Source organism: Streptomyces sp. Ag109_O5-10, from assembly GCF_900105755.1.
Lineage (GTDB): Bacteria > Actinomycetota > Actinomycetes > Streptomycetales > Streptomycetaceae > Streptomyces.
The window spans coordinates 5,819,912-5,845,482 of sequence record NZ_FNTQ01000001.1; the positions used below are offsets into that span (position 1 = coordinate 5,819,912).

Annotated in this window: 27 protein-coding genes, 1 tRNA gene and 1 riboswitch; of the genes, 20 read left to right on the forward strand and 8 right to left on the reverse strand. The window is 70.1% G+C overall.

Translation table 11 applies throughout. The features are described from left to right. The 6 genes from BLW82_RS26635 to BLW82_RS26660 all read left to right on the forward strand — a co-directional run bounded on the left by BLW82_RS26635 (position 1) and on the right by BLW82_RS26660 (position 5,362). Positions 1-423: a M67 family metallopeptidase gene (locus tag BLW82_RS26635; protein ID WP_093502448.1), complete on the forward strand. Its 423-nt coding sequence runs from the start codon at positions 1-3 to the stop codon at positions 421-423. Between the two features lie 592 nt (positions 424-1,015). Continuing rightward, positions 1,016-1,111, forward strand: a complete 96-nt coding sequence (locus BLW82_RS46350; protein ID WP_345053128.1) for a putative leader peptide — start codon at positions 1,016-1,018, stop codon at positions 1,109-1,111. An 84-nt stretch (positions 1,112-1,195) separates the two neighbouring features. Beyond that, the gene (locus BLW82_RS26645; protein ID WP_093502452.1) at positions 1,196-1,474 is read left to right on the forward strand and encodes a MoaD/ThiS family protein; all 279 of its coding nucleotides are present in this window, start codon (positions 1,196-1,198) and stop codon (positions 1,472-1,474) included. Between the two features lie 7 nt (positions 1,475-1,481). Then, on the forward strand, positions 1,482-2,432 hold the full coding sequence (locus BLW82_RS26650; RefSeq protein WP_093502453.1) for a PLP-dependent cysteine synthase family protein: 951 nt from the start codon (positions 1,482-1,484) through the stop codon (positions 2,430-2,432). A gap of 245 nt (positions 2,433-2,677) precedes the next feature. After that, positions 2,678-4,750 carry a putative Ig domain-containing protein gene (locus tag BLW82_RS26655; protein WP_093502455.1) on the forward strand — a complete coding sequence of 691 codons (2,073 nt, stop codon included), beginning with the start codon at positions 2,678-2,680 and terminating at the stop codon, positions 4,748-4,750. 135 nt (positions 4,751-4,885) lie between these two features. Further along, positions 4,886-5,362, forward strand: coding sequence for a hypothetical protein (locus BLW82_RS26660; RefSeq protein WP_093502457.1), 477 nt, complete (start codon positions 4,886-4,888; stop codon positions 5,360-5,362). 6 nt (positions 5,363-5,368) lie between these two features. Here BLW82_RS26660 and BLW82_RS26665 read toward each other — a convergent pair whose 3' ends face one another. Beyond that, a complete protein-coding gene (locus BLW82_RS26665; protein WP_093502459.1) occupies positions 5,369-5,824 on the reverse strand; it encodes a type II toxin-antitoxin system PemK/MazF family toxin in 456 nt (151 codons plus the stop codon). Between the two features lie 237 nt (positions 5,825-6,061). Between BLW82_RS26665 and BLW82_RS26670 the strand changes: the two genes are divergently transcribed. Then, positions 6,062-6,814, forward strand: a complete 753-nt coding sequence (locus BLW82_RS26670; protein WP_093502463.1) for an MBL fold metallo-hydrolase — start codon at positions 6,062-6,064, stop codon at positions 6,812-6,814. A gap of 121 nt (positions 6,815-6,935) precedes the next feature. Here BLW82_RS26670 and BLW82_RS26675 read toward each other — a convergent pair whose 3' ends face one another. Beyond that, positions 6,936-8,183, reverse strand: coding sequence for a PTS transporter subunit EIIC (locus BLW82_RS26675; protein ID WP_093502465.1), 1,248 nt, complete (start codon positions 8,181-8,183; stop codon positions 6,936-6,938). 132 nt (positions 8,184-8,315) lie between these two features. Further along, positions 8,316-9,614 carry a PTS transporter subunit EIIC gene (locus tag BLW82_RS26680; protein ID WP_093502467.1) on the reverse strand — a complete coding sequence of 433 codons (1,299 nt, stop codon included), beginning with the start codon at positions 9,612-9,614 and terminating at the stop codon, positions 8,316-8,318. 169 nt (positions 9,615-9,783) lie between these two features. Between BLW82_RS26680 and BLW82_RS26685 the strand changes: the two genes are divergently transcribed. The 4 genes from BLW82_RS26685 (at position 9,784) to rdgB (ending at position 12,028) form a co-directional block, all read left to right on the forward strand. After that, on the forward strand, positions 9,784-10,017 hold the full coding sequence (locus BLW82_RS26685; protein WP_089106674.1) for a PTS sugar transporter subunit IIB: 234 nt from the start codon (positions 9,784-9,786) through the stop codon (positions 10,015-10,017). Between the two features lie 79 nt (positions 10,018-10,096). Beyond that, complete coding sequence (rph, locus tag BLW82_RS26690) at positions 10,097-10,834, forward strand: ribonuclease PH (RefSeq protein WP_093502469.1); 738 nt, start codon at positions 10,097-10,099, stop codon at positions 10,832-10,834. 147 nt (positions 10,835-10,981) lie between these two features. Next, positions 10,982-11,389, forward strand: coding sequence for a hypothetical protein (locus BLW82_RS26695; protein ID WP_093502471.1), 408 nt, complete (start codon positions 10,982-10,984; stop codon positions 11,387-11,389). A 33-nt stretch (positions 11,390-11,422) separates the two neighbouring features. After that, a complete protein-coding gene (gene rdgB / locus BLW82_RS26700) occupies positions 11,423-12,028 on the forward strand; it encodes an RdgB/HAM1 family non-canonical purine NTP pyrophosphatase (protein WP_093502473.1) in 606 nt (201 codons plus the stop codon). Between the two features lie 44 nt (positions 12,029-12,072). Here rdgB and BLW82_RS26705 read toward each other — a convergent pair. The 4 genes from BLW82_RS26705 to bcp form a co-directional block, all read right to left on the reverse strand. Next, a tRNA-Leu gene (locus tag BLW82_RS26705) sits at positions 12,073-12,148 on the reverse strand. Between the two features lie 9 nt (positions 12,149-12,157). Next, complete coding sequence (locus tag BLW82_RS26710) at positions 12,158-12,823, reverse strand: HNH endonuclease signature motif containing protein (RefSeq protein ID WP_093502475.1); 666 nt, start codon at positions 12,821-12,823, stop codon at positions 12,158-12,160. Then, the gene (locus tag BLW82_RS26715) at positions 12,820-13,473 is read right to left on the reverse strand and encodes an HNH endonuclease signature motif containing protein (protein ID WP_093502477.1); all 654 of its coding nucleotides are present in this window, start codon (positions 13,471-13,473) and stop codon (positions 12,820-12,822) included. The genes BLW82_RS26710 and BLW82_RS26715 overlap by 4 nt, the downstream gene beginning before the upstream one ends. A gap of 151 nt (positions 13,474-13,624) precedes the next feature. Next, positions 13,625-14,092, reverse strand: a complete 468-nt coding sequence (bcp, locus tag BLW82_RS26720; RefSeq protein WP_093502479.1) for a thioredoxin-dependent thiol peroxidase — start codon at positions 14,090-14,092, stop codon at positions 13,625-13,627. A 96-nt stretch (positions 14,093-14,188) separates the two neighbouring features. Between bcp and BLW82_RS26725 the strand changes: the two genes are divergently transcribed. The 3 genes from BLW82_RS26725 to BLW82_RS26735 all read left to right on the forward strand — a co-directional run bounded on the left by BLW82_RS26725 (position 14,189) and on the right by BLW82_RS26735 (position 15,395). Beyond that, positions 14,189-14,521: a DUF3618 domain-containing protein gene (locus tag BLW82_RS26725; protein ID WP_093502481.1), complete on the forward strand. Its 333-nt coding sequence runs from the start codon at positions 14,189-14,191 to the stop codon at positions 14,519-14,521. A 24-nt stretch (positions 14,522-14,545) separates the two neighbouring features. Then, the gene (locus BLW82_RS26730) at positions 14,546-14,902 is read left to right on the forward strand and encodes a GroES family chaperonin (protein WP_093502483.1); all 357 of its coding nucleotides are present in this window, start codon (positions 14,546-14,548) and stop codon (positions 14,900-14,902) included. 66 nt (positions 14,903-14,968) lie between these two features. After that, a riboswitch (guanidine-III (ykkC-III) riboswitch) is annotated at positions 14,969-15,037 on the forward strand. A 34-nt stretch (positions 15,038-15,071) separates the two neighbouring features. Further along, positions 15,072-15,395: a DMT family transporter gene (locus BLW82_RS26735; protein WP_093508284.1), complete on the forward strand. Its 324-nt coding sequence runs from the start codon at positions 15,072-15,074 to the stop codon at positions 15,393-15,395. 21 nt (positions 15,396-15,416) lie between these two features. Here the strand turns inward: BLW82_RS26735 and BLW82_RS26740 are convergent, their stop codons facing one another. Then, positions 15,417-18,272 carry a transglycosylase domain-containing protein gene (locus BLW82_RS26740; protein WP_371131413.1) on the reverse strand — a complete coding sequence of 952 codons (2,856 nt, stop codon included), beginning with the start codon at positions 18,270-18,272 and terminating at the stop codon, positions 15,417-15,419. A gap of 221 nt (positions 18,273-18,493) precedes the next feature. Between BLW82_RS26740 and BLW82_RS26745 the strand changes: the two genes are divergently transcribed. From BLW82_RS26745 to BLW82_RS26770, 6 genes are all read left to right on the forward strand, one after another. Next, entirely contained in the window at positions 18,494-19,279 is a 786-nt protein-coding gene (locus BLW82_RS26745; protein ID WP_177233077.1) for an ABC transporter permease, read from the forward strand. A 76-nt stretch (positions 19,280-19,355) separates the two neighbouring features. Beyond that, complete coding sequence (locus BLW82_RS26750; protein WP_093508286.1) at positions 19,356-20,120, forward strand: ABC transporter permease; 765 nt, start codon at positions 19,356-19,358, stop codon at positions 20,118-20,120. Positions 20,121-20,124: 4 nt separating this feature from the next. Beyond that, positions 20,125-21,093, forward strand: coding sequence for an ABC transporter ATP-binding protein (locus BLW82_RS26755; protein WP_093502486.1), 969 nt, complete (start codon positions 20,125-20,127; stop codon positions 21,091-21,093). Between the two features lie 50 nt (positions 21,094-21,143). Then, a complete protein-coding gene (locus BLW82_RS26760) occupies positions 21,144-21,878 on the forward strand; it encodes a DUF1707 SHOCT-like domain-containing protein (RefSeq protein ID WP_093502487.1) in 735 nt (244 codons plus the stop codon). A gap of 705 nt (positions 21,879-22,583) precedes the next feature. Then, a complete protein-coding gene (locus tag BLW82_RS26765; RefSeq protein ID WP_093508287.1) occupies positions 22,584-23,903 on the forward strand; it encodes a DUF445 domain-containing protein in 1,320 nt (439 codons plus the stop codon). Positions 23,904-23,987: 84 nt separating this feature from the next. Continuing rightward, positions 23,988-25,472: an MFS transporter gene (locus BLW82_RS26770; RefSeq protein WP_093508288.1), complete on the forward strand. Its 1,485-nt coding sequence runs from the start codon at positions 23,988-23,990 to the stop codon at positions 25,470-25,472. The last annotated feature ends 99 nt before the right edge of the window (positions 25,473-25,571 follow it).

Below are 25,571 nucleotides of genomic sequence, written 5' to 3' on the forward strand. Positions count from 1 at the left end.
ATGCTGACCATCACCCAGGCCCTCGTCGACCAGATCGTCGCCCACGCGCGCACGGACCACCCCGACGAGGCGTGCGGCGTCGTCGCCGGGCCGGCCGGCTCCGACCGCCCCGAACGCTTCATCCCCATGCTGAACGCGGCGATGTCCCCCACGTTCTACGAGTTCGACTCCGGCGACCTCTTGAAGCTCTACCGGGAGATGGACGACCGCGACGAGGAGCCGGTGGTCGTCTACCACTCCCACACGGCGACGGAGGCGTACCCCTCCCGCACCGACATCAGCTACGCCAACGAGCCCGGCGCCCACTACGTCCTCGTCTCCACTGCCGACACCGACGGCCTCGGCGACTTCCAGTTCCGCTCCTACCGCATCGTCGAGGGCGAGGTGACAGAGGAAGAGGTGAGGATCGTCGAGTCGTACTGACCCCCACCCAGCCGCCACCGGCACTTTCGCCACCCTCTCCACCGCGACGGCGGTTCCCGGCGGTGCCGGCCCGGCCGGCGGCCATCTGCGGGCCGACGGTGCCGAACCCGCCGGTGGTCCCCTGCAGGCCGACGGAGCCGAACCCGCCGGTGGTCCCCTGCGGGCCGGTGGGGGCTGGCCGCGCAGTTCCCCGCGCCCCTGGGTGGGGCGCCCGGCCCGGGGATGATCCGTCCCCTCTTCTTCGCCGCTCACCAGAATCTTTCTCCGCCGCGACGGCGCCCAGCCGCGACGGCGGTTCCCGGCGGTGCCGTACCTGCCGGTGGGTATCTGCGGGCCGGTGGGGGTTGGCCGCGCAGTTCCCCGCGCCCCTGGGTGGGCTGCCCGGCCCGGGGATGGCCCGTCCCCTCTTCTTCGCCGCTCACCAGAATCTTTCTCCGCCGCGACGGCGCCCAGCCGCGACGGCGGATCCCGACGGTGCCGAACCCGCCGGGACCCGTGGGCCGGTGGGGGCTGTCTCAGGGTTCGGTCAGAATGCGTCCGGTGGGTGGAATCACACTCCGGGACCGGGGTCGGGAATCGATACGATGACCGCATGGTTCTGAACGACGTGAGCGACAAGGCGCCGGGCATGCTGCTCGTGGCCCGGCTGCACGTCGACCTGTGCAGGCTGAACAGCGCCATCTGTTGACGTTCCCTGCCGCCGTACGGCCGTGAGCCGCGGCGTGCCGCTGCGCGCCCACCCACCCAGACTTTCCGACAGGAGCCCTGAGCCATGGCCATCGAGGTCCGCATCCCGACCATCCTCCGCCAGTACACCGACGGTCAGAAGGCGGTGGAGGGCAGCGGTGACACCCTCGCCGACCTCTTCAACGACCTCGAGACCCGGCACCCGGGCATCCACGCCCGCATCGTCGACGACGGCAAGCTGCGCCGCTTCGTGAACGTGTACCTGAACGACGAGGACGTCCGTTTCGTCGACGGCATCAACACCAAGCTCAGCGACGGCGACACCGTGACGATCCTGCCGGCGGTCGCCGGCGGCATGGCCTGAGATCGGCATGCGCTACGACTCCCCGTTGGCCGCGGTCGGCAACACCCCCCTGGTGCGCCTGCCGCGGCTCTCGCCGTCCGCCGAGGTCCGGATCTGGGCCAAGCTGGAGGACCGCAACCCGACCGGCTCGGTCAAGGACCGTCCCGCCCTGCACATGATCGAGCAGGCGGAGAAGGACGGCCGGCTCACCCCGGGCTGCACCATCCTGGAGCCGACGTCGGGCAACACCGGCATCTCGCTGGCGATGGCCGCCAAGCTCAAGGGCTACCGCATGGTCTGCGTGATGCCCGAGAACACCTCGCAGGAGCGGCGCGACCTGCTGGGGATGTGGGGCGCGGAGATCATCTCCAGCCCGGCCGCGGGCGGTTCCAACACCGCCGTGCGGGTCGCGAAGGAACTGTCCGCCGAGCATCCCGACTGGGTGATGCTCTACCAGTACGGCAACCCGGACAACGCGGGCGCGCACTATGCGACGACCGGTCCGGAGATCCTCGCCGACCTGCCGTCCGTGACGCACTTCGTCGCGGGGCTCGGGACCACCGGCACGCTGATGGGTGTCGGCCGGTACCTGCGCGAGCACAGGCCCGACGTCAAGATCGTCGCCGCCGAACCGCGGTACGACGACCTGGTCTACGGGCTCAGGAACCTCGACGAGGGCTTCGTACCCGAGCTGTACGACGCCTCCGTGCTGACCACCCGGTACTCCGTGGGCTCCGCGGACGCGGTCACCCGGACCCGGGACCTCCTCCAGCAGGAGGGCATCTTCGCGGGCATCTCCACCGGCGCCGCGCTGCACGCCGCGATCGGCGTCGGGAAGAAGGCCGTACAGGCCGGCGAGAGCGCGGACATCGTGTTCGTCGTCGCCGACGGCGGCTGGAAGTACCTGTCTACGGGCGTGTACACCGCCGCCACGACCGAGGAAGCCATCGAGACCCTCCAGGGTCAGCTCTGGGCATAGCGCTCATCATGTACGCGCCAACCCCCCTCTATGAGGGGGCTAAGCGCTGCCTATGGCGTAGCAAAGATCTTCGCCGGGGGGAACCGGTCCCGGGCGAACCCGGCTAGGTTCCTCACCGTCCTGTCATGCCACGCTCATCGGCATCCCAGGGTGTTCTAAGTGTCATGCTCATGACCGCGCACTCTGCCGCCGCTACGCGCGTCACGGGCCTGCCTTGTAACCCCACCGATGGAGGCAGTACCCCCATGCGTGAATCACGACGGAGCCTGCGAAGACTTCTGGCCTTCGCGTTCCCCGCCCTCGCCCTCACCGTCTCCGGATTCGTCGCGGCACCGGCCGCACAGGCACAGGCACACGCCACCTCCCCCCGGGCCACCGCCCCGGCCTCCCGGGCTGCCCAGAACGCCAAGGCCCTGACCGACCCCGCCCGACGCGCCGTGCACGGCACCGGCAAGGCCGGGCAGAAGGTGCCCACCAAGCACCTGTGCGCCGCCGTGTCCAAGCCCGGTGAGGTCAGCTGCTTCGCGCAGCGCCGCACCGACATCAAGCAGCAGCTGGGCTCCGCTCTCGCCGCCGCCCCCTCCGGCCTGAGCCCGTCCAACCTGCACAGCGCCTACAACCTGCCCTCGACAGGCGGCTCCGGCCTGACCGTCGCCGTGGTCGACGCGTACAACGACCCGAACGCGGCCTCGGACCTCGCCACCTACCGCTCGCAGTACGGCCTGTCGGCGTGCACCGTCGCCAACGGCTGCTTCAAGCAGGTCAGCCAGACCGGTTCGACGACCTCGCTGCCCACGAACGACTCCGGCTGGGCCGGCGAGGAAGCGCTCGACATCGACATGGTCAGCGCCGTCTGCCCGAACTGCAACATCATCCTCGTCGAGGCCAACTCCGCCACCGACTCCGACCTCGGCACCGCCGAGAACGAGGCCGTCGCGCTCGGCGCCAAGTTCGTCTCCAACAGCTGGGGCGGCTCCGAGTCCTCCTCCCAGACCAGCGAGGACACCTCCTACTTCAAGCACCCGGGTGTCGCGATCACCGTCTCCGCGGGCGACTCCGGCTACGGCGCCGAGTACCCGGCGACCTCCCAGTACGTGACCGCCGTCGGCGGCACCGCGCTCTCCACCTCGTCCAACTCCCGTGGCTGGACCGAGTCCGTGTGGAAGACCAGCTCCACCGAGGGCACCGGCTCCGGCTGCTCCGCCTACGACGCGAAGCCGAGCTGGCAGACCGACACCGGCTGCACCAAGCGCATGGAGTCCGACGTCTCCGCGGTCGCCGACCCGGCCACCGGCGTGGCGGTCTACGACACCTACGGCGGCTCCGGCTGGGCGGTCTACGGCGGCACCAGCGCCTCCTCGCCGATCATCGCCGGCGTCTACGCCCTCGCGGGCACCCCGGGCTCCGGCGACTACCCGGCGAAGTACCCGTACTCCCACACCGGCAACCTGTACGACGTCACCAGCGGCAACAACGGCTCCTGCTCGACGTCGTACTTCTGCACCGCCCGCACCGGCTACGACGGACCGACCGGCTGGGGCACCCCGAACGGCACCGCCGCCTTCACCTCCGGCACCAGCACGGGCAACACGGTGACCGTCACCAACCCCGGCAGCCAGTCCACCGTCACCGGCAGCTCGGTCAGCCTTCAGATCTCGGCCTCGGACAGCGCGGGCGCGGCCCTCACCTACAGCGCCTCCGGCCTGCCCACCGGCCTGTCCATCTCCAGCTCCACCGGTCTGATCTCCGGCACGGCGTCCACCGCGGGCACCTACAGCACCACCGTCACCGCGACCGACTCCACCGGCGCCTCCGGCTCGGCCTCCTTCACCTGGACCGTCAGCACCGGCGGCGGGGGCACCTGCACCTCGACCCAGCTGCTCGGCAACCCGGGCTTCGAGTCGGGCGACACCACCTGGACCGCGTCCAGCGGTGTCATCACCAACGACAGCGGCGAGGCGGCCCACGCGGGCTCGTACAAGGCCTGGCTCGACGGCTACGGCTCCTCGCACACCGACACGCTCTCCCAGTCGGTGACGATCCCCGCCGCCTGCACCAACACCACCTTCACCTTCTACCTGCACGTCGACACGGCCGAGACCACCACCAGCACCCAGTACGACAAGCTGACGGTCACCGCCGGTTCGACCACCCTGGCCACGTACTCCAACCTCAACAAGTCCTCCGGGTACGTGCAGAAGTCCTTCAGCCTCGGGTCGTACGCGGGCTCGACCGTCACCCTGAAGTTCAGCGGTGTCGAGGACTCCTCGCTCCAGACCAGCTTCGTCGTCGACGACACCGCCGTCACGACCGGCTGACCCCGCCCGTGAGCTGATCCGGTGAACTGAACCGATCCCGTACCCGGAAGCCGTCCGGGTGCGGGATCCGTATGACAGCCGGGTACGTCATATCGGCACCAAGGGTCCGTTCCCCGACGGAAAGGCGGACACCCCATGCGCCGTACGACGTTCCACCGCACGTCGCTCGCCGCGGCGAGCCTGCTCCTGCTGGCGGCCTGCGGCTCGCAGAGCGGGAGCGGGAACAACGCGGACAAGGGCGGCGGCACGGTGTCCACCGCGCCGAGCGCGTCCTCGTCCGGGGTCGCCACCCGCTGCGTCAGCGTCGGCGAGCTCACCGCGGCGGACAACGGCAGCACCTACTGCATGACGGTCGGCGGACAGCTCCGGCTCAGCCTCGACGGCACCCGGCAGCGCCCCTGGAAGGCCGTCACCGCCAGCGGCTCCGCGCTGCGCGCCGCCAACGCCGGGATCGTGCTCCAGCCGGGCGACGCCTCCGCCGCCTACGAGGCCGTCGCCCCCGGCACCGTCACCCTCTCCTCCACCCGCCCCCTGTGCGCCCAGCCCACTGCGCCCGGCGGGGTCTCCTGCAAGGGCATCCAGGAGTGGCGGGTCACCGTGAAGGTGAACTGACCGGCCCTACGCGAGGTGTCGCACCTGGTCCCACAGCACCGGGTCGACCACGCCCACCCGGCGCCGGAACTCCCACACCGCGATCTCGCGGAGCTCGTCCGTCTCCAGGAAGCTCGGCCGGCCCTGGGCGTCCCCGACCGAACCCGGCGGCAGCGGGATCACCCCGGCCCGCTCGTCGTGGTACTTGCTGGTGATCTTCGCGACCGTCGCCCGGTTGCCGTGCACGGCCAGCACCAGGCAGGGCCGGTCCTTGGCGCCGGGGCCGTCCTCGTAGGGCACGTTGACCCACCAGATGTCCCCCGGGTGGGGGCGCCCGGTCTGCGTGCGCGTGGAGCGCGGGTGTCCCGGCGGGCGGGTGCGGTGCCCGCGCGGGCGGTGGCCTCTGCCCCAGCCGTCGACGAGCGTGGCGACCAGCGCCAGCAGGACGACCGCCGCGAGGGCGAGCCACCATGACGTGTCCATACGACGACGTTACCGGCGCGAGATAATCAATGCGCGCCCTTGCGCGATCCTCATGCGCCCCCGGTCCAGCCGAACCGGTGACACCACAGGTGAGTTCGCCCACAACGGCCCCTGGCAGAGGAGCGACCGGCTCTTTTGCGCCTTACGCTCGACGGACCGCACGACCCCCGTCATGCCCTTTTTCCCGACCCGGTTTCCCAGCGCATCTGGGTTTCCGCCAACGGAGGTTTCTGCTTCATGAAGCTCACCGTCGTCGGCTGCTCGGGGTCGTTCCCGTCCGCGGAATCGGCCTGCTCGAGCTACCTCGTAGAGGCCGACGGCTTCCGGCTGCTCCTCGACATGGGCAACGGCGCCCTGGGCGAGCTGCAGCGCCACTGCGGTCTCTACGACCTCGACGCGATCTTCCTGAGCCATCTGCACGCCGACCACTGCATCGACATGTGCGCCTACTTCGTGGCGCGCTACTACCGCCACGACGGCGGCCCGTGCCCCCCGATCCCGGTCTACGGCCCCGAGGGCACCGAGCACCGCCTCACCACCGCCTACGCCGACACCCCCACCGCCTCCTCGATGAGCGAGGTCTTCGACTTCCACACGGTCAAGCCGTCCACGTTCGAAGTCGGCCCCTTCACGGTCCACACCGAGCGGGTCCGGCACCCCGTGGAGGCGTACGGCATCCGCGTCGAGCACGCCGGGAAGTCCCTGACGTACTCCGGCGACACCGGCGTCTCGCCGGCGCTGGAGGACCTGGCCCGGGACACCGACCTGTTCCTGTGCGAGGCCGCCTTCACGCACGGCAAGGAGGACATCCCGGACCTGCACCTCAACGGCCGCGAGGCCGGTGAGACCGCGGCCCGCGCCGGCGCCCGCCGCCTGGTCCTCACCCACATCCCGCCGTGGACCGACCCCGCCGTCAACCTCGCCCACGCCCGCGAGGCGTTCGACGGGCCGGTGGATCTCGCGGTACCGCGCGCGACGTACGAGATCTGACACGTGTACGGCGTTCGGGGCCGTACGAGAAGAAGGCGCCCGTACGACGAGAAGGCGCCCGTACGACGAGAAGGCCCCCGCCGCGGCGGGGGCCTTCGTCATGGGTGCTGCCGGAGGTGTCTCAGGCCTTCGTGAGGTCCTCGACCTCCTCCTCGGGCTCGCGGCCCGGGGTGGGGAGGTTGAAGCGGACGATGGCGAAGCGGAAGACGAAGTAGTAGATCGCTCCGAACACCAGGCCGATCGGAATGATCAGCCAGGGCTTGGTCGCCAGGTTCCAGTTGAGTATGTAGTCGATGACACCCGCGGAGAAGGTGAAGCCCGCGTGCACCCCGAGCGCCCAGGTGATCGCCATGGACAGTGCGGTGAGCACGGCGTGGATCGCGTACAGCAGCGGCGCGATGAACATGAACGTGAACTCGATCGGCTCGGTCACGCCGGTCACGAAGGAGGTCAGCGCCATCGACAGCATCATGCCCATCACGGCGGCGCGGCGCTCGGGCCGGGCGGTGTGCGCGATGGCCAGGGCGGCGGCCGGGAGGCCGAACATCATGATGGGGAAGAAGCCGGACATGAACTGACCGGCCGTCGGGTCACCGGCGAAGAAGCGGGTGAGGTCACCGTGGACGATCGTGCCGGACGCGGTCTTGTAGTCACCGATCTGGAACCAGGAGACGGTGTTCACGAACTGGTGCATGCCGACCGGGATCAGCGCGCGGTTGATCAGACCGAACAGACCGGCACCGAGGGCACCGAGACCGGTGATCCACTTGCCGAAGTCGGAGATGCCGTCACCGATGGGCTTCCAGACCAGGCCGAAGAAGACACCCATGATCGTGCCGACGAAGGCCATGATGATCGGGACGAGCCGACGGCCGTTGAAGAAGCCGAGCCAGTCCACCAGCTTGGTCCGGTGGAAGCGCTGCCAGACCACCGCGCCGAGCAGACCCATCACCAGGCCGCCGAGCACACCGGGGTTGTTGTAGGTCGCGGCGACGTCGGCGCCCGCCTGGACCTTGGCGTCGGTGACGGGGAACGCCGTGAGGACGTTCTTGTAGACCAGGAAGCCGACCAGCGCGGCCAGTGCGGTGGAGCCGTCCGCCTTCTTGGCGAAGCCGATCGCGACACCGACGCAGAACAGCAGCGGCAGGTTGTCGAAGATCGCGCCACCCGCCGTGGCGAACACCGCCGTGACCTTGTCCGGCAGGTGCAGCTTGTCATGGATGTCCTGCTGGCCGAAGCGGAGCAGCAGGCCCGCCGCCGGCAGCACGGCGATGGGGAGCTGAAGGCTGCGGCCGATCTTCTGCAGGCCCTGGAAAAGACCGGATCCCCACTTCTTTGTGGGGGCCGCCGTCGCGGTGGCGGTTGTCATACTTCCTCCATCGGTGGTGGTCTACACCACTCAGTGGTGTAGACCTGTTGTACACGATGGGGGCGTTATAAGGAACCCGTCAATTCCGCAACCGGAGCGCTACGCGGCGTATGTCATTCGGCCACAGGCTGCTCAAGCCCCTGTGACGTCTTCCACCTCGTCCTCCGGTTCCCGGCCCGGGGTCTTCAGGTCGAACCGCGTGATCGCGAACCGGAAGATCACGTAGTAGACCGCCGCGAAGCACAGCCCGATCGGAATGATCGCCCACGGCCGCGTCGCCAGCTTCCAGTTGATGACGTAGTCGATGAGCCCCGCCGAGAAGCTGAACCCGTCGTGCACCCCCAGGCCCCACGTCGCCGCCATCGACACCCCCGTCAGCACCGCGTGCACCCCGTACAGCAGCGGCGCCACGAACATGAACGAGTACTCGAGCGGCTCCGTGATGCCCGTCACGAACGACGTCAGCGCCACCGACAGCATCAGACCGCCGATCTCCTTGCGCCGGTGCGGCCTCGCGCAGTGCGTGATCGCCAGCGCGGCGGCCGGCAGCGCGAACATCATGATCGGGAAGAACCCCGACGTGAACTGACCCGCGTCCGGATCACCCGCCAGGAACATGTTGATGTCACCGTGCACCGTCTGCCCGCCCGGCGGGGTGTAACTGCCGAACTGGAACCAGATCGGCACGTTCAGGAACTGGTGCAGCCCGACCACCAGCAACGCCCGGTTCGCAACCCCGAACACCCCCGCACCCCACGCCCCCGCCTCCCGCAGCCAGCGGCTGAAACTCTCCAGACCGTCACCGACCGGCGGCCAGACCCACAGACACAGCCCGGCGAACGCGATGGCCACGAACGACATGATGATCGGCACCAGCCGCCGCCCGTTGAAGAATCCCAGCCAGTCCACCAGTCGCGTCCGGTGGTACCGCGCCCAGAAGAACGCGGTCAGCAACCCCAGCGCGATCCCGCCGAACACCCCCGGATTCTGGAATGTGAACGCCGACACCGACCCGTCCCGCACCTGGCACCCGATCCCCGGCAGCGTCCTCGACCCGCCCGGGCAGTCCTCGGGGAACTGGTGCAGCACCCCGTAATAGACGAGGAAGCCGGCCACCGCCGCCAGTGCCGTCGAACCGTCCGCCTTCCGCGCCATCCCGATCGCGACCCCCACGCAGAACAGCAACGGCAGCCCGACCGAACCGTCGAGCAGCGCCCCGCCCGCCCCCTTCATCACCTTGGAGACCGCCGTCCAGCCCAGCCCCTGCGCGCCGAACACGTCGGGCTGGCCCAGCCGGTTCAGGATCCCCGCGGCCGGCAGCACCGCGATCGGCAGCTGAAGGCTGCGGCCCATCTTCTGCAGCCCCTGGAAGAGGGCGCTCCACCGCTCCCGCGCGGGAGGGGCCGCGCTGTCGGCGCTCTCGGCACTCACGGGCGCCTCCTCCGGGGTTTGTCGACCGCCCACCAGCTGGTGTAGACCAGTCGACAGACGGTTCCGCCGCGCTGCTCGCCATCATCCGGCACACGCGGTACGGCCGCTCGCAAAGATGGGCCAACTGTGGGTTACTGCGACAAAGCGGTTCGGATCAGGGAGAAGGAACATGGCCAGCAAGGCTGAGAAGATCGTCGCCGGCCTCGGCGGAATCGAGAACATCGACGAGATCGAAGGCTGCATCACCCGGCTGCGCACCGAGGTCCACGACGCCTCGCTGGTCGACGATGCCGCCCTCAAGGCCGCCGGCGCCCACGGCGTCGTCAAGATGGGCACCGCGATCCAGGTCGTCATCGGCACCGACGCCGACCCGATCGCCGCGGAGATCGAAGACATGATGTGAGCCTCCGGCTCACCGCGCAAAAGGGGCTCTTCCCACCTGGGGAAGAGCCCCTTCCCGCGCTCCGGATAGGCTCGTCGCCATGTCTCGAATCGACGGCCGCACCCCCGAACAACTCCGCCCGGTCACCATCGAACGCGGCTGGAGCAAGCACGCCGAGGGCTCCGTCCTCGTCTCCTTCGGCGACACCAAGGTCTTCTGCACCGCCTCCGTCACCGAAGGCGTCCCCCGCTGGCGCAAGGGCAGCGGCGAGGGCTGGGTCACCGCGGAGTACGCCATGCTCCCCCGCGCCACCAACACCCGCGGCGACCGCGAGTCCGTCAAGGGCAAGATCGGCGGGCGCACCCACGAGATCTCCCGCCTCATCGGCCGCTCCCTGCGCGCCGTCATCGACTACAAGGCCCTCGGCGAGAACACCGTCGTCCTCGACTGCGACGTCCTCCAGGCCGACGGCGGCACCCGCACCGCCGCGATCACCGGCGCCTACGTCGCCCTCGCCGACGCCGTCACCTGGGCGAAGGAACGCAAGCTCGTCAAGGCCGGCCGTCAGCCCCTCACCGGCACCGTCTCGGCCGTCTCGGTGGGCATCGTCGGCGGAGTACCCCTCCTCGACCTCTGCTACGAGGAGGACGTCAGGGCCGAGACCGACATGAACGTCGTCTGCACCGGCGACGGCCGCTTCGTCGAGGTCCAGGGCACCGCCGAGGCCGAACCCTTCGCCCGCGACGAACTCAACGCCCTCCTCGACCTCGCCGTCGCCGGCTGCACCGACCTCGCCGCGATCCAGCGGGCGGCGCTCGAAGAGGCACTCAAGAGGTAGCGGGACCCCCTGAAGTAAAGGGAAGGGAAAAACCCGAGGTACGAGAGGGCAACCCCGGCGGCCGACCCCGCGTCCCTATGAGTACGGGCGCACGGCACGTACAACCGTGCGCCCGGCCAGCCGTACCACGGGGAGGGAAACACCAGCATGGCCGCCAGTCGACGCCGAGGACGCCGTCGCGTCACCACCATCGCCGCCGTGGCCGCGGCCACCGCGCTCACCACCGCCTTCCTGGCCGGCTGCGACTCCGTCAACACCGCCCTGGACTGCGTGCGCACCGCCGACTCCATCGCCGACAGCGTCACCGCACTCCAGCAGGCCGTGGAGAACGCCGCGAACGACCCCACCCGCACCGACGCGGCCCTCGACTCCATCCAGCAGAACCTGAAGAAGATCGGCGACAAGACCGACGACGCCGACGTCAACAAGGCCGTCGACCACCTCCAGCAGGCCGTGGACAACGTCCGCACGGCCGTGAGGAACGGCGACTCCACCCCCGACGTCACCTCCGTCACCGACGCCGCCGGCGAACTCACCAAGGTCTGCACCCCGTAAGACGTCGCGCCCGCCCTTGCGATACTGCTGCGCATGACGACCCGCCTGATTCTCGCCACCCGCAACGCCGGAAAGATCACCGAACTCCGCGCCATCCTCGCCGAGGCGGGCCTGCCCCACGAGCTCGTCGGGGCCGAGGAGTACCCCGACATCCCCGACGTCAAGGAAACAGGCGTCACCTTCGCCGAGAACGCCCTCCTCAAGGCCCACGCCCTCGCCCAGGCCACCGGCCTCCCGGCCGTCGCCGACGACTCCGGCCTCTGCGTCGACGTCCTCAACGGCGCCCCCGGCATCTTCTCCGCCCGCTGGGCAGGCCGCCACGGCGACGACAAGGCCAACCTGGACCTCCTGCTGGCCCAGCTCGCGGACATCGCCGAGGAGCACAGGGGGGCCCACTTCGCCTGCGCGGCGGCCCTGGCCCTGCCCGACGGCACCGAACGCGTGGTCGAGGGCCAACTGCGCGGCACCCTCCGCCACGCCCCGTCCGGCACGAACGGCTTCGGCTACGACCCGATCCTCCAGCCGGAGGGGGACACCAGGACCTGCGCCGAACTGACCCCCGCCGAGAAGAACGCGATCAGCCACCGGGGGAAGGCGTTCCGGGCGCTGGTGCCGGTGGTGCGGGAGCTGTTGGGCTGAGAAATACAGGAGCGCGGCGCCCCTGGGGAGCCGCGCCCTGCAAGTGGGGCCGACGAGACTCGAACTCGCACTGTCCACTACCTAAAAGTGGTGCCTCCTGCCAAGTTGGGCTACGGCCCCACGTACACCCTACTGGTTCTCGGCGAGCGATTGCCGATTGCCTCCCCTGCACCAGGTGCTGGTGATCGCGTGGCAGTTGGGGCACAGCAACCGCAAGTTCTGCTGTCGGTCGTCGCTCCAGTCCCCGTTGATGTGGTCGACCTCCAGTGTCATTGGCTTCCCGAGCCATTCCGAACCCACACCGCATTCGGCGCACACGTCCGGCACGCCGACCTTCCGAAGGGCTCGGCGTAACAGCGCGGTCCTGGTGCGGCGCGTGCCGTCGTGCTTGACCAAGATGTCCTCGGGACGCCTGGCCTTGTCCGGCCGAGGCTTTCCCCGTTGATGCGCCTGCCCCAGAAAATGCGCCGTCGACAGTCCCTCTTCCGTGATCCACTGCCGCAGCAGCGCACGCTGTGTGCCGGTGTCAGGCCGCCGCAGCAGGCGTAGCGTCATTGCGATGGAAACCGACTCGGCCACAGCGGTCCGCAACTCTTCGGCCCCGGGCCCTCGCTGTCCGCCGGAATCGTGGAAGTGCGAGATGTCGATCCCGAAGTGGGCGAAGCGCTTGCGGAGGTAGCGGTCGAGTTTGTTGTAGGGCTCGTTGCCGAAGTAGGCGATGACCTCGTCGATGCTGGAGCACAGCCGGGCCGCCTCATCCAGCAGTTCACGGGTGTACCGCGCGGCGCTGCTCATGCCGCCCCACCCTGCGCGCGGCCTTTGCCCCGCCCTCGGTAGTTGTCCGTCACCGAATGGCAGTTGGGGCACAGCAACCGCAGGTTCTCGATGCGGTTGTCGCGCCAGTTGCCGTCGATGTGGTCGACCTCCAGCGGAAGCGGGTGACCTCGCCAGACTGCCTCGGTGCCGCACTGGGCGCAGCGCTCCGGCACCCCCATCGCCGTCATCGCCCACCTGAGCCGGTCGCTCGGGATGCGCCGAGTGCGGTCCTCCGATTGCTCGACGAGTAGGCCTTCAGGGGTCCGGGGACGCCACGGTTTGCCCTTCCGTGTGGGCAGCTGGAAATGCGACGTGTCGATCCCGTACGCCTTGATCCTCCGGCTGATGTGCGTGTGATGCCCGCCGACCACCTCCAACCCAAGCCTGCGCAACACCTCGCACATGTTCGTCGAAGCCGCCACTGCTCCCTCCAACACCTCCCGCGTCCACTTCACCCCCTCCCGCTCGAAGTGCGACACATCCACCCCCAGCTTTTTCATCCGTCCGAGCACGTACCGCCGCGTCGAACTCCCCGGATCCACCCCGAGCCTCCCCAGCGCCTCCGACAACGTCCGCGCCCCCCGAGCCGCCTCCTCCAGCCGCTCCCTGGTGTACGCACTGGCCCCCATCGAGCCCCCTCCGTTCCGGCCGCACGTTCGCAGCCCGTACGGAGTAACGAACCGGTTATCGGACAGTCACGCACGGAAGCCGGAAAAGAGAGAACGGCTCGCACCAGGGCACCCCGGTGCGAGCCGTCTGCGGCGGTGGGTCAGGTGGTGCTCAGATGCCCAGGTCCTTGATGATCTTGGCCACGTGGCCGGTGGCGCGGACGTTGTAGAGGGCCTTCTCCACCTTGCCTTCCTCGTCCACGATGATCGTGGAGCGGATGACGCCCAGGTAGGTCTTGCCGTAGTTCATCTTCTCGCCGAAGGCGCCGTACGCGTCGAGGACCTTCTTGTCGGGGTCGGCGAGGAGGGTGACCTTGAGGTTCTCCTTCTCGCGGAACTTGCCCAGCTTCTCCGGGGCGTCCGGGGAGATGCCCAGGACGTCGTAGCCGGCGTCGGCGAGGAGGGAGAGGTTGTCCGTGAAGTCACAGGCCTGCTTCGTGCAGCCTGGGGTGAGGGCCGCGGGGTAGAAGTAGACGATGACCTTGCGGCCCTTGTGGGCGGAGAGGGACACCTTGTTGCCGTCGGCGTCGGGGAGGGTGAAGTCGGGGGCTACGTCCCCGGGCTGGAGTCGCTCGCTCATCGGTCTAGCGTAACGGGGGGTCCTGGCCGTGCGGTGGCGGCGAGAGCTGACAGACTGTCCAGAACAGGCAGTACGGCAGACTTCGGAGGGCCTACGGTGGCGGAGACGTCGGACACCAGAACCCCGGCGCAGATCGAGGCGGACATCAAGCGCCGCCGCGAGGTGCTGGCCGAGACGCTGGACGAGATCGGGGTGCGGGTGCACCCGAAGACCATCGTCGGCGATGCGAAGGCCAAGGTCGCGGCCAACGTCGATCACACGCTCGGGAGGGCCTACGTCCAGGTCAACCGGGTCGTGAGCGAGGTGAAGGCCCAGTTCGTGGACGACGAGGGCGCGCCGCGCCTGGAGCGGGTGGTGCCGGTCGCGCTCGTCGCCGTGGGCGTGGTCGGGCTGCTGGTCTTCAGCGGTACCCGGCGGCGTAAGAGCTGATCAGAGGCAGGTAGGTTCACAGGCGTGAGCGCCAAGAGAGACGAGCAGAGCAGCCAGCACGACAAGCTGCCCATCCGGATGCTGCACGACCGGGTCCTGGTCAAGCAGGAGACCGGTGAGGGCGAGCGACGGTCCGGCGGGGGCATCCTGATCCCCGCCACGGCGGCCGTCGGGCGCCGGCTGGCCTGGGCCGAGGTGGTCGCGGTCGGGCAGAACGTGCGGACGGTGGAGCCCGGCGACCGGGTGCTGTACGACCCGGAGGACCGTGCCGAGGTCGAGGTGCGGGGGGTGGCGTACGTGCTGATGCGGGAGCGTGATCTGCACGCGGTGGCGGCCGACCGGTTCGAGGGCTCGGAGGACTCGACCGGCCTGTATCTCTGATTCTCTGATTCAGAGACCCAAAGGGGCCTGGTGGCTTTGGTCACCAGGCCCCTTTGTCGTTTCTTTGCTATGTTCGAAGGAGCCAGCCCGACGAGACGCGCCGTACCGGGACCGTGAAGGCAAAGACGACGCACCCCGTGCTCAGTGAAACGTCTCGGAGGTGCTCGTCATGGTTGCCTGGGTTCTGCTGGTCGTCGCCGGTCTGCTCGAGGTCGGGTGGTCGGCGGGGATGAAGTACACCGACGGGTTCACCCGGCTCGTGCCCAGTCTGTTCACCGGCGGCGGGATCGTCGCCAGCATGGTGCTGCTGTCGTATGCCGCGAAGACGCTCCCCATCGGTACCGCCTACGGCGTGTGGGTGGGGATCGGGGCGGCGGGGGCGGCGGTGTTCGGGATGGTGGTGCTGGGGGAGCCGGCCACCGCCGCCCGGATCTTCTTCGTGTGCCTGCTGCTGGTCGCCGTGGTGGGGCTCAAGGCGACCAGCGGTCATTGACCGGCCCTCAGCGGCCGGCGGTCACTGGACGAACCCGAACCCGCCCCCGTCGCCCGCCGTCGTGCCGTTGTTGGTGCCGCCCCCGTCGCCCGCCGTCGTCCCGGTACTGGTGCCGTCGGTCGTGGTCCCGGTCGAGGTGCCGGCGTCCGTTCCCGAGGTGGTCGTGCCGGAATTGGTTCCGGAGGTCGTCGTACCGGACGTGGTCGAGCCGTCGGTGGTGGCACCGCCGGTCGTGCCGCCGTCGGTGGTGCCGGCGGTCGTGGAGCCGTCCGTCGTGCCGCCGTTGTCCTGGCCTCCGTCGGTGGTGCCGCCGTTGTCCTGGTTCCCGCCGGTGGTGCCGCCGTTGTCCTGGCCGCCGGTGCCCGGGGTGGCCGTGCCCTGGGTGGGCGGGGCCACGGTCTCGGCGCCGGCCTGGAGCTCCAGGTCGAAGTCGGAGGCCGTGGTGCCCTTCAGGGCGTCCTTGGTGTACTGCGCCCAGATCTCGGTCGGGGCCCCGCCGCCGTTGATGCGCTCCAGCCCGAGCGCGCCGTAGAGCGACTTGTGGGCGGCCGTGACCGGGTCCTGCCCCATCACGGAGACGACGGTGGAGAGGTCGGGGGTGTAGCCCGCGAACCAGGCGGCGGTGTCCTCCTCGGCGGTGCCGGTCTTGCCGGCGGCCGGGCGGCCCGCGGCCTGGGCGGCGGTGGCGGTGCCGTTGTCGACCACGCTCTGCAGGATCGAGGTGGTGGTGTCGGCGGCCTGCCGGCTGACGGCCTGCTTGGTCGCCGACTCCGGCAGCTTGATCTCCTGCGTGCCGTCCCTGGTGACCTTGTCGACCATGGTGTACGTGCCGTGCTTGCCGTGGTTGGCGAGCGTGGCGTAGGCCTCCGCCATGTCGAGGACGCTGGCGGTGGCGGTGCCCAGGGCGATCGACGGGTACGGCTGGAGGTCCTTGGTGTCGGCCGGGATGCCCAGGCCGACGGCGGTCTGCTTGACCTTGGACGGGCCGACGTCGACCGCCATCTGCGCGTACACCGAGTTCACGGAGAGGTCGGTGGCCTTGCGGACGGTGATCTGGCCGTACGACTTCTCGTCCTCGTTCTCCGGTGCGTAGGCGCCGCCGGGCCAGCCCTGGACGGTGCGCTTGTTGGTGCCGTCGTAGTAGGTGTTCGGGGTGATGGGCTGCCCGGACTGGGTGGTGGAGCCGTTGTCGACGGCGGAGGCGAAGACGAACGGCTTGAAGGTGGAGCCGACCTGGAAGTCACCGCGGGTCGCGCCGTTGGTGTACTGCTTCACGTAGTCGATGCCGCCGTACATGGCGACGACCTGGCCGGTCTTCGGGTCGACGGAGGCGCCGCCGGCCCGCACGTAGTTGTCGACCTTGTTGTTCTTGCTCAGCTTCGACATCAGCTTGTCGTCGACCGCCTTGACGAAGGCGTTCTGCCGGCTCTTCTGCAGGGTCGTGGTGATGCGGTAGCCGCCGGCCTCCAGGGCGTCCGAGTCGACGATCTTGTTCTTGATCAGGTAGTCGTTGACCGCGTTGACGATGTAGCCGCGCTGCCCGGACATGCCGGTGGAGACGGTCTGCTGCTTGGGCATCGGGAACGTCATGCCGGCCCGCTTGGACTCGCTGAGCCAGCCCTTTTTGACCATGCCGTCCAGGACGTAGTTCCAGCGGGCGACCGCGGCCGCCTTGTTCTCGGGGTGGGCGACGACGTCGTATTCGCTCGGCGCGTTGACCAGCGCGGCGAGGTAGGCGGCGCGGCCCGGGTCGAGGTCGATGGCGTCCTTGCCGTAGTAGGCCTGGGCGGCGGCCTGGATGCCGTAGGCGTTGCGGCCGAAGTAGCTGGTGTTGAGGTAGCCCTCGAGGATCTGGTCCTTGGGCTCGCTGCGGTCCAGCTTGATCGAGATGAAGAACTCCTTCACCTTGCGGGTGACGGTCTGCTCCTGCGCGAGGTAGTAGTTCTTCACGTACTGCTGGGTGATGGTCGAGCCGGACTGGGTGCCCTTGCCGGTCGCGGTGTTCCAGGCGGCGCGCAGCATCGCCTTGGGGTCGACGGCGGACTCGGTGTAGAAGTCGCGGTCCTCGGCGGCGAGCACGGCGTGCTGGGCGTCCACGGAGACCTGGGAGAGGTCCACGTTCTCCCGGTTGACCTCGCCGTCGCGGGCGAGCTGGGAGCCGTCGGCGTACAGGTACACGTTGGACTGCTTGGTGGCGAACGTGTTGGCCGCCGGGATCTGCACCATCGAGTAGCCGAGGAAGAACAGGCCGATCACCAGCAGCACCCCGATGACGAAGGTGCCGAGCACCATCCGCCAGGTCGGGACGATCCGCCGCCATCCGGTCCGCTTGGGCCTCTTCATCTTGTTCCCGCCCCCCGTCGTCTGCACGCCGGCCACGGGCGGCTCGGCACCGGGCGGTTCCGCTCCGGCCGTTCCGGTCGCCCCGGCCGTCCCGGTCGGCGTGACCGGCGCGGCCGCGGCGACCGCCGCCGTCCTCGGCGGCCTGATCGCCGCGAGCTGCCGGGTCTGCGTGTCCTGCCCGCCTTGTGCGTTCTGCGTGCGCTGCCCGTCCGGTGTGCGCTGCCCGTCCCGTGCGCTCTGCGCGCTCTGTGGGTCCTGCGTGTTCCGGTCCTCGGCCGCAACGGGCGGTCGCGCCTTCGGCACCCTGACCGCGGCGAGCTGCCGGGTCTGCGTGTCCTCGGCCGCCGGCTTCCGCTCCGTTCCCGCCGGTCCGGGTGCCTCCGGCGTCTTCTCCTCGGCCGCCGCGGGCGGCTCCGGCTGCTTCGTCCCGGCCGTCGGCTGCGCCGGGGTCGGCTTCTCCTCGGCCGCGGCCGGCGGCTCCGTCGGGCCTCTGCCGCCCTGGTTCGGCTGTTGCGGCTGCGGCTCGTCGCTCATGTCGTGCACGGACTCCTGTTTCGCGTCGTACATTCGTTCCCGTACGACCTCGTACGCTTCTGCGCCCCCAGGTGAAGACTCTCGCACCGCGCGTTCCGTTCCCGGATTCCGGCACGCTTCGGTCACGGAAATTGCGTGGCCTGCGGTGTCGTCGGCGCAGTAGGCTCCTGCGCTTCGGTGTCGGGCGGTCCGGGAGGTCGGTTGGCGTGGGTGCGGGACGGTTGTACACGGCCGTCGCAGCGGGGGGTTTCCGACGGTACGCGACGTATCGGGCGGCCACCGCCGCCGGGGTCTTCACCAATACGGCCTTCGGGATCATCCTCGTCTACACGTACTTGGCGCTGTGGGACGAGAAACCGCACCTCGGAGGCTATGACCAGGCACAGGCGGTGACCTATGTGTGGCTCGGGCAGTGCCTGTACGCGACGCTCGCGATCCAGGGCGGGGGCGTGGAAAAAGACCTGATGGAGCGTATCCGCACCGGTGCGATCGCGATCGATCTGTACCGTCCGGCCGATCTTCAGATGTGGTGGCTGGCGACCGACCTGGGCCGCTCGCTGTTCCAGCTGCTGGGTCGCGGCGTGGTCCCCTTCCTGGTCGGCGCGGTGTTCTTCCCGATGGCGCTGCCCGCGGACGCCGGCACCTGGGCCGCCTTCCTGGTCGCGCTGCTGCTCGCGATGGTCGTCAGCTTCGGCATCCGCTACCTGGTCGCGCTGAGCGCGTTCTGGCTGATGGACGGCATGGGCGCCAACCAGGTGATGATGGTCGCGGGGATCTTCTTCTCGGGCATGACCCTGCCGCTGAACGTCTTCCCGGGCGCCCTGGGCGAGGTCGTGCGCGTGCTGCCCTGGGCGGCCCAGATCCAGATGCCGGCGGACGTGCTGATGGGCGAGACCGGGGTGGGGGAGGCGCTCGCCTTCCAGGCCGGATGGGCGGTGGCGCTGCTGGCGGCGGGGCGGCTGGTGCAGTCGGCGGCGACGCGGAGGGTGGTGGTGCAGGGTGGGTGAGCGTGCTCCGGGCAGGTGGCGCGGGGCGGGTGAACGGGTCCGGGAGGGGCTGCGGGCCTACCGGCTGATCGCCGGGATGTGGATCCGCTCCACGATGATCTACCGCACGTCCTTCGCCCTCACGATGACCGGGAACCTGCTGGTGACCGGGCTGGACCTCGTCACGATCCTGCTGATGTTCACACAGGTCCGCTCGCTCGGCGGCTGGTCGCTGCCCGAGGTCTGCTTCCTGTACGGCCTGTCCGCCACCGCGTTCGGCGTCGCCGACCTGGTGCTGGGCTCGATGGACGTGCTGGGCGCCCGGATCCGCGACGGCTCCTTCGACACCCTGCTGGTCCGGCCGGCCCCGGTGCTCGCGCAGATCGGCGCCGACCGTTTCGCGCTGCGCCGCCTCGGCCGGATCACCCAGGGCGGGGTGGCGCTGGGCTGGGCGCTGGTCTCCGTGGACGTCGCCTGGACACCGGCGAAGGTGCTGCTGGTCCCGCTGACACTGGCCGGCGGCGCGGCGATCTTCTGCGCGCTGTTCGTGGCGGGCGCGGCCTTCCAGTTCCTGGCGCAGGACGCGGCGGAGGTGCAGAACGCGTTCACGTACGGCGGTACGACGCTGCTCCAGTACCCGCCGACGGTGTTCGGGAAGGACTTCGTGCGCGGGGTGACGTTCATGCTGCCGCTGGCCTTCGTCAACTGGGTGCCGGCCGCGTACGTGCTGGGCCGGCCCTATCCGCTGGCGCTGCCGGCGTGGACGGTGTGGTCGACACCGCTGGTGGCGGCCGTGTGCTGCGCACTGGCGGGCGCGGCCTGGCGGGTGGGACTCAAGTCGTACCGAAGTACAGGGAGTTGATCCGATGTCGGACATGTTCATCGAGGTCGACGGGGTCGAGAAGGTCTTCGACGTCCGCAAGCGGACCGGCTTCCTGAAACGGGAACGCCGGCAGGTACGGGCGGTCGACTCGCTCTCCTTCACGGTGGCGCGCGGCGAGATGGTCGGCTACATCGGCCCGAACGGCGCCGGGAAGTCGACCACGATCAAGATGCTGACGGGCATCCTCACCCCGAGCGGCGGCCGGCTCCGGGTGGCCGGCATCGACCCCTCCCGCGAACGCACCCGCCTGGCCCACCGCATCGGCGTGGTCTTCGGCCAGCGCACAACACTCTGGTGGGACCTCCCGCTCATCGACTCCTACCGCCTGATGCACCGCATGTACCGCATCCCGGACGCCCGTTACCGCGAGAACCTGGACCGCCTGGTCGAACTCCTCTCCCTGGCCTCCCTCCTGGACGTCCCGGTACGGCAGCTCTCCCTCGGCCAGCGGATGCGCGGCGACATCGTGGCCGCGCTCCTGCACGACCCGGACGTCCTCTATCTCGACGAGCCGACGATCGGCCTGGACGTCATCTCGAAGGCCAGGGTCCGCGACTTCCTGCGCGAACTGAACACCGAACGCGGCACCACGGTCCTGCTCACCACCCACGACCTCCAGGACATCGAGCAGTTGTGCTCCCGCGTGATGGTCATCGACCACGGGCGGCTGATGTACGACGGTCCGCTCGCCGGCCTGCACGAGGCGGGGGAGAGCGAGCGCACCCTCGTGGTCGACCTGGAGCGGGAGCTCCCGCCGATCGACGCGGGCCCGGCGGCGCGGGTGGTGAGGGTGGAGGGGCCGCGGCAGTGGCTGGCGTTCCCGGCGTCCGAGTCGGCGGCGCCGCTGGTGGCGCGGATCGCGGCGGAGTACCCGTTGGCCGACCTTTCGGTACGGGAGCCGGACATCGAGGCGGTGATCGCGAAGATGTACGCGGACCGGGCCACCGCATAGGCCCCGTAGCCCCGTGGTCCCCGGCGCCGCGAACTCGTAGTCTGCACTCTATGACCGACGATGCCCCGGAGCTGCGCGCCTCCGACGCCGATCGTGAACGAGTCGCCGAGATCCTCCGGGACGCCCTCGCGGAGGGGCGCCTCGACATGGAGGAGTTCGAGGAGCGGCTGGAGGCGACGTACCGGGCCCGTACGTACGGCGAGCTGACGCCGATCACCCGGGACCTGCCCGCGGCGCCGGCCGTGTCGCTCACCAAGCCCGCATCCCCGAGCGGCAGTTGGGCGAGCCGGATCGTCGGCGGCGAGGGCACCTCCTCCTGGGCGGTGGCCGTGATGTCCGGCTTCCAGCGCAAGGGGCGCTGGACGGTGCCGAGGCGCTTCAACTCCTTCGCGTTCTGGGGCGGCGGCGAGATCGACCTGCGCGAGGCGAACTTCGCGGACGGCGAGGTCGTGATCAACTGCATCGCGATCATGGGCGGGATGAGCGTGATCGTGCCGCCGGGCGTCGAGGTCGTGATGCGCGGCATCGGCGTCATGGGCGGCTTCGACGAACGCGAGCACGACATGTCGCCGGACCCGGGCGCCCCCAGGGTGGTGGTGACGGGCTTCGCCTTCTGGGGCGGCGTCGAGGTGGCCCACAAGGTCACGAGGGCCGAACGCCAGCGCCTCAAGGAGGAACGCCGCCAGGACCGACTGGACCGCCAGTCCGCCCGCCACGAACTCCACGCCGCCCGCCACCACCAACGCCGCGAGGACCGCACCCGCCGAAGGCACGACGACCACTGAGAACGACGGCGACGCACCCGCCGCAAAGAGGCGCGGAGAACCCCCACCGCCCCGCAGGCGCCACCGCCGGACACCGCCGTGGTGCCTGAGCGCCGCTGCGGCGGGGCGTGGAGCGGGGCGCTTCTGGCGGCGGTGGGACAGCCGCCGCAAAGGGGCGCGGGGAACTGCGCGACAAGCCCCCACCGGCCCGCAGGCGCCCACGGCCCGGTTCGGCACCGCCGTTGCGGCGGGGGGCGGAGAGCCGCGGCGGATGCCTGGAGCCGCGGGAGCGGGGAACCCCGAGTGCGGGGCGTGGGGAGAAGCGGGGCGCTTCTGGCGGCGGTGGGACAGCCGGCGCAAAGGGGCGCGGGGAACTGCGCGACAAGCCCCCACCGGCCCGCAGGCGCCCCCGGCCCGGTTCGGCACCGCCGTTGCGGCGGGGGGCGGAGAGCGGCAGCGGATGCCTGGAGCCGCGGGAGCGGGGAACCCCGAGTGCGGGGCGTGGGGAGAAGCGGGGTGCTTCGGGCGGCGGTGGGACAGCCGGCGCAAAGGGGCGCGGGGAACTGCGCGACAAGCCCCCACCGGCCCGCAGGCGCCCACGGCCCGGTTCGGCACCGCCGTGTGGCCGGGGTGGGAACTCTTGGTTCGGTTCGGGAGTCGGTCAGGTAGGGACAATGGGTGCGGGATCACCGTGAGGGTGGTGCCGGGTGCGAACGGGTGGAGCAGATGGAGGAACGTACGGAAGCGGTGGACCGGGCGAAGCCCGCCCCGTCCTACAAGTCCATGAACGCCTTCACGCCCGCAGACGAGGAGCGCCAGCGCGGCGTGCGGCGCATGAAGACCACGGCCACCGGCCTGCTGCTGCTCGTCGCCCTCGTGTACGCCCTCGCCAAGTGGGCGTCCGGCGCCGGCGCCGGCACCTGGGCGGACTACGTCGCCGCGGCCGCCGAGGCCGGCATGGTCGGCGCGCTCGCCGACTGGTTCGCGGTGACCGCCCTCTTCCGGCACCCCCTCGGCCTGCCCATCCCGCACACCGCGATCATCCCCACGAAGAAGGACCAGCTCGGCGTCTCGCTCGGCGAGTTCGTGGGGGAGAACTTCCTCTCCCAGGACGTCGTGCGGCAGCGGCTGCGCGCCGTCGGGATCGGGAGCCGGCTCGGCGCCTGGCTGGCCGAGCCGAAGAACGCCGACCGGGTCACGGCCGAGCTCGCGACAGCGCTTCGCGGCGCGCTCACCGTGCTGCGGGACTCCGACGTCCAGGCGGTCGTCGGCGAGGCCATCACCCGCCGCGCCGACGCCCGGGAGATCGCCCCCGGCATCGGCAAGATGCTGGAGCGGGTCGTCGCCGACGGCGGCCACAAACGCGCCGTGGACCTCGTCGTCACCCGGGCCTACGACTGGCTGGTGCTGCACGGCGACTCCGTGATGGACGCCGTCCAGGGCGGCGCCCCCGGCTGGACCCCCCGGTTCGTCGACCGCCGCGTCGGCGAGCGCGTCTACAAGGAGCTGCTCCGCTTCTGCTCCGAGATGCGGGACATGCCCTCCCACCCGGCCCGCGGCGCCCTCGACCGCTTCCTCACCGACTTCGCGAACGACCTCCAGTCCGACACCGACACCCGCGCCCGCGTCGAGCGGCTCAAGGGCGAGGTCCTGGGCCGCGGCGAGGTGCAGGACCTGATCGCGTCCGCCTGGACGGCCGTACGCTCCATGATCGTCTCCGCGGCCGAGGACGAGCGCAGCGAACTGCGGCTGCGCGTCCGCGCCTCCCTGATCTCGCTGGGCGCCCGGATGGCGAACGAACCCAAGGTCCAGGACAAGGTCGACAGCTGGGTCGAGGGCGCGGCCGTGCACGTCGTCTCGACGTACCGCAAGGAGATCACCTCCCTCATCACCGACACGGTGGCCGGCTGGGACGCCGAGCACACCACCCGGAAGATCGAGGCGCACATCGGCCGCGACCTGCAGTTCATCCGGATCAATGGCACGGTGGTGGGGTCGCTGGCCGGCGTGCTGATCTTCACGGTGTCGCGAGCTCTGGGGGCGTAGACCGCGCGGGCCGGGGCACTCGAACGGGCGGCTTCGGTTCTGGACTCCCGGGCAAGGAGGCGCGCGTTGGGTACGGCTATGGACATGGGTGCGGACGGAAACGGCGGCCGGACGGTCACCACCCGCATCCCGGCCCGCCTGGACCGGCTCCCCTGGTCCCGCTGGCACTGGACGATCGTCATCGGCCTCGGCACCGTCTGGATCCTGGACGGCCTGGAGGTCACGGTCGTCGGCAACATCGCGAGCCGCCTCTCCGAACCGGGCAGCGGCCTCGCGATCTCCTCCTCCCAGGTCACCGGCATCGCAGCGGCCCTCTACGTGGCCGGTGCCTGCACCGGCGCCCTCTTCTGGGGCCGACTGACCGACCGCTACGGCCGCAAGAAGCTCTTCATGATCACCCTGGCGGTCTACCTGGCCGCCACCGCCCTGACCTCGATCTCCTTCGCCCCCTGGTGGTTCTTCGTCTTCCGCTTCCTGACCGGCTTCGGCATCGGCGGCGAGTACGCGGCGATCAACTCGGCGATCGACGAGCTGATCCCCGCCTACCACCGCGGCCGCGTCGACCTGATCATCAACGGCAGCTTCTGGGTGGGCGCGGTGGGCGGCTCGCTGCTCTCGATCGTCGCGCTGAACACCGACTTCCTGGCGAAGGACGTCGGCTGGCGCCTGACCTTCGCGCTGGGCGTCGTCCTCGGCCTGGTCATCCTGCTGGTACGGCGCAGCGTCCCGGAGAGCCCGCGCTGGCTGCTGATCCACGGCAGGGAACGGGAAGCCGAGGAGATCGTCTCCTCGATCGAGCGGAAGGTCGAGGAGGAGACCGGGAAGCCGCTCCCGGCACCGGAGAGCGAACTGGTGATCCACCAGCGCGGGAGCGTCACCTTCGCCGAGATCGCCCGCACGGTCTTCCACGACTACCGGCGCCGCGCCGTCCTCGGCTTCTCCCTCTTCATCGGCCAGGCGTTCCTCTACAACGCGATCACCTTCGGCTTCGGCGCGATCCTCACCAAGTTCTTCGACGTGCCGACGGGGGACACCGGCTACTACTTCGTGGTCATCGCGGTCGGCAACTTCCTCGGCCCGCTGCTCCTGGGCAAGCTCTTCGACACGGTGGGCAGGAGGGTGATGATCTCGTCGACGTATCTCCTGTCCGGCCTGCTGCTGTTCCTCACCGCCTGGCTGTTCGACCAGGGTGTGCTGACGGCGGGAACGCTGACGGCCTGCTGGTGCGCGGTCCTCTTCTTCGCCTCGGCGGGAGCGTCCAGCGCCTACCTGACCGTCTCCGAGATCTTCCCGATGGAGACGCGGGCGATGTCCATCGCGTTCTTCTACGCCCTGGGCACGGCCGCGGGCGGCATCAGCGGCCCCCTGCTCTTCGCCGACCTCACGGGGACGGGCAAGGTGGCCGACACGGTGCTGGCGTTCCAGATCGGGGCGGGCCTGATGTGCGCGGCGGGGCTGGTGGCGGCGGTGTGCGCGGTGAACGCGGAACGCCGGTCCCTGGAGGACATCGCACGTCCACTGACGGCCGCGACGGCGGAGAAGGGCGGACCGGCGAAGACCCCCGCATAGGAGTCCCCGGAGCGGCTCACCTCCCGCCGGCCGATTCACCTCACCGGCTCACCGGCTCACCGGCTCACCGGCTCACCGGCTCACCGGCTCACCGGCTCA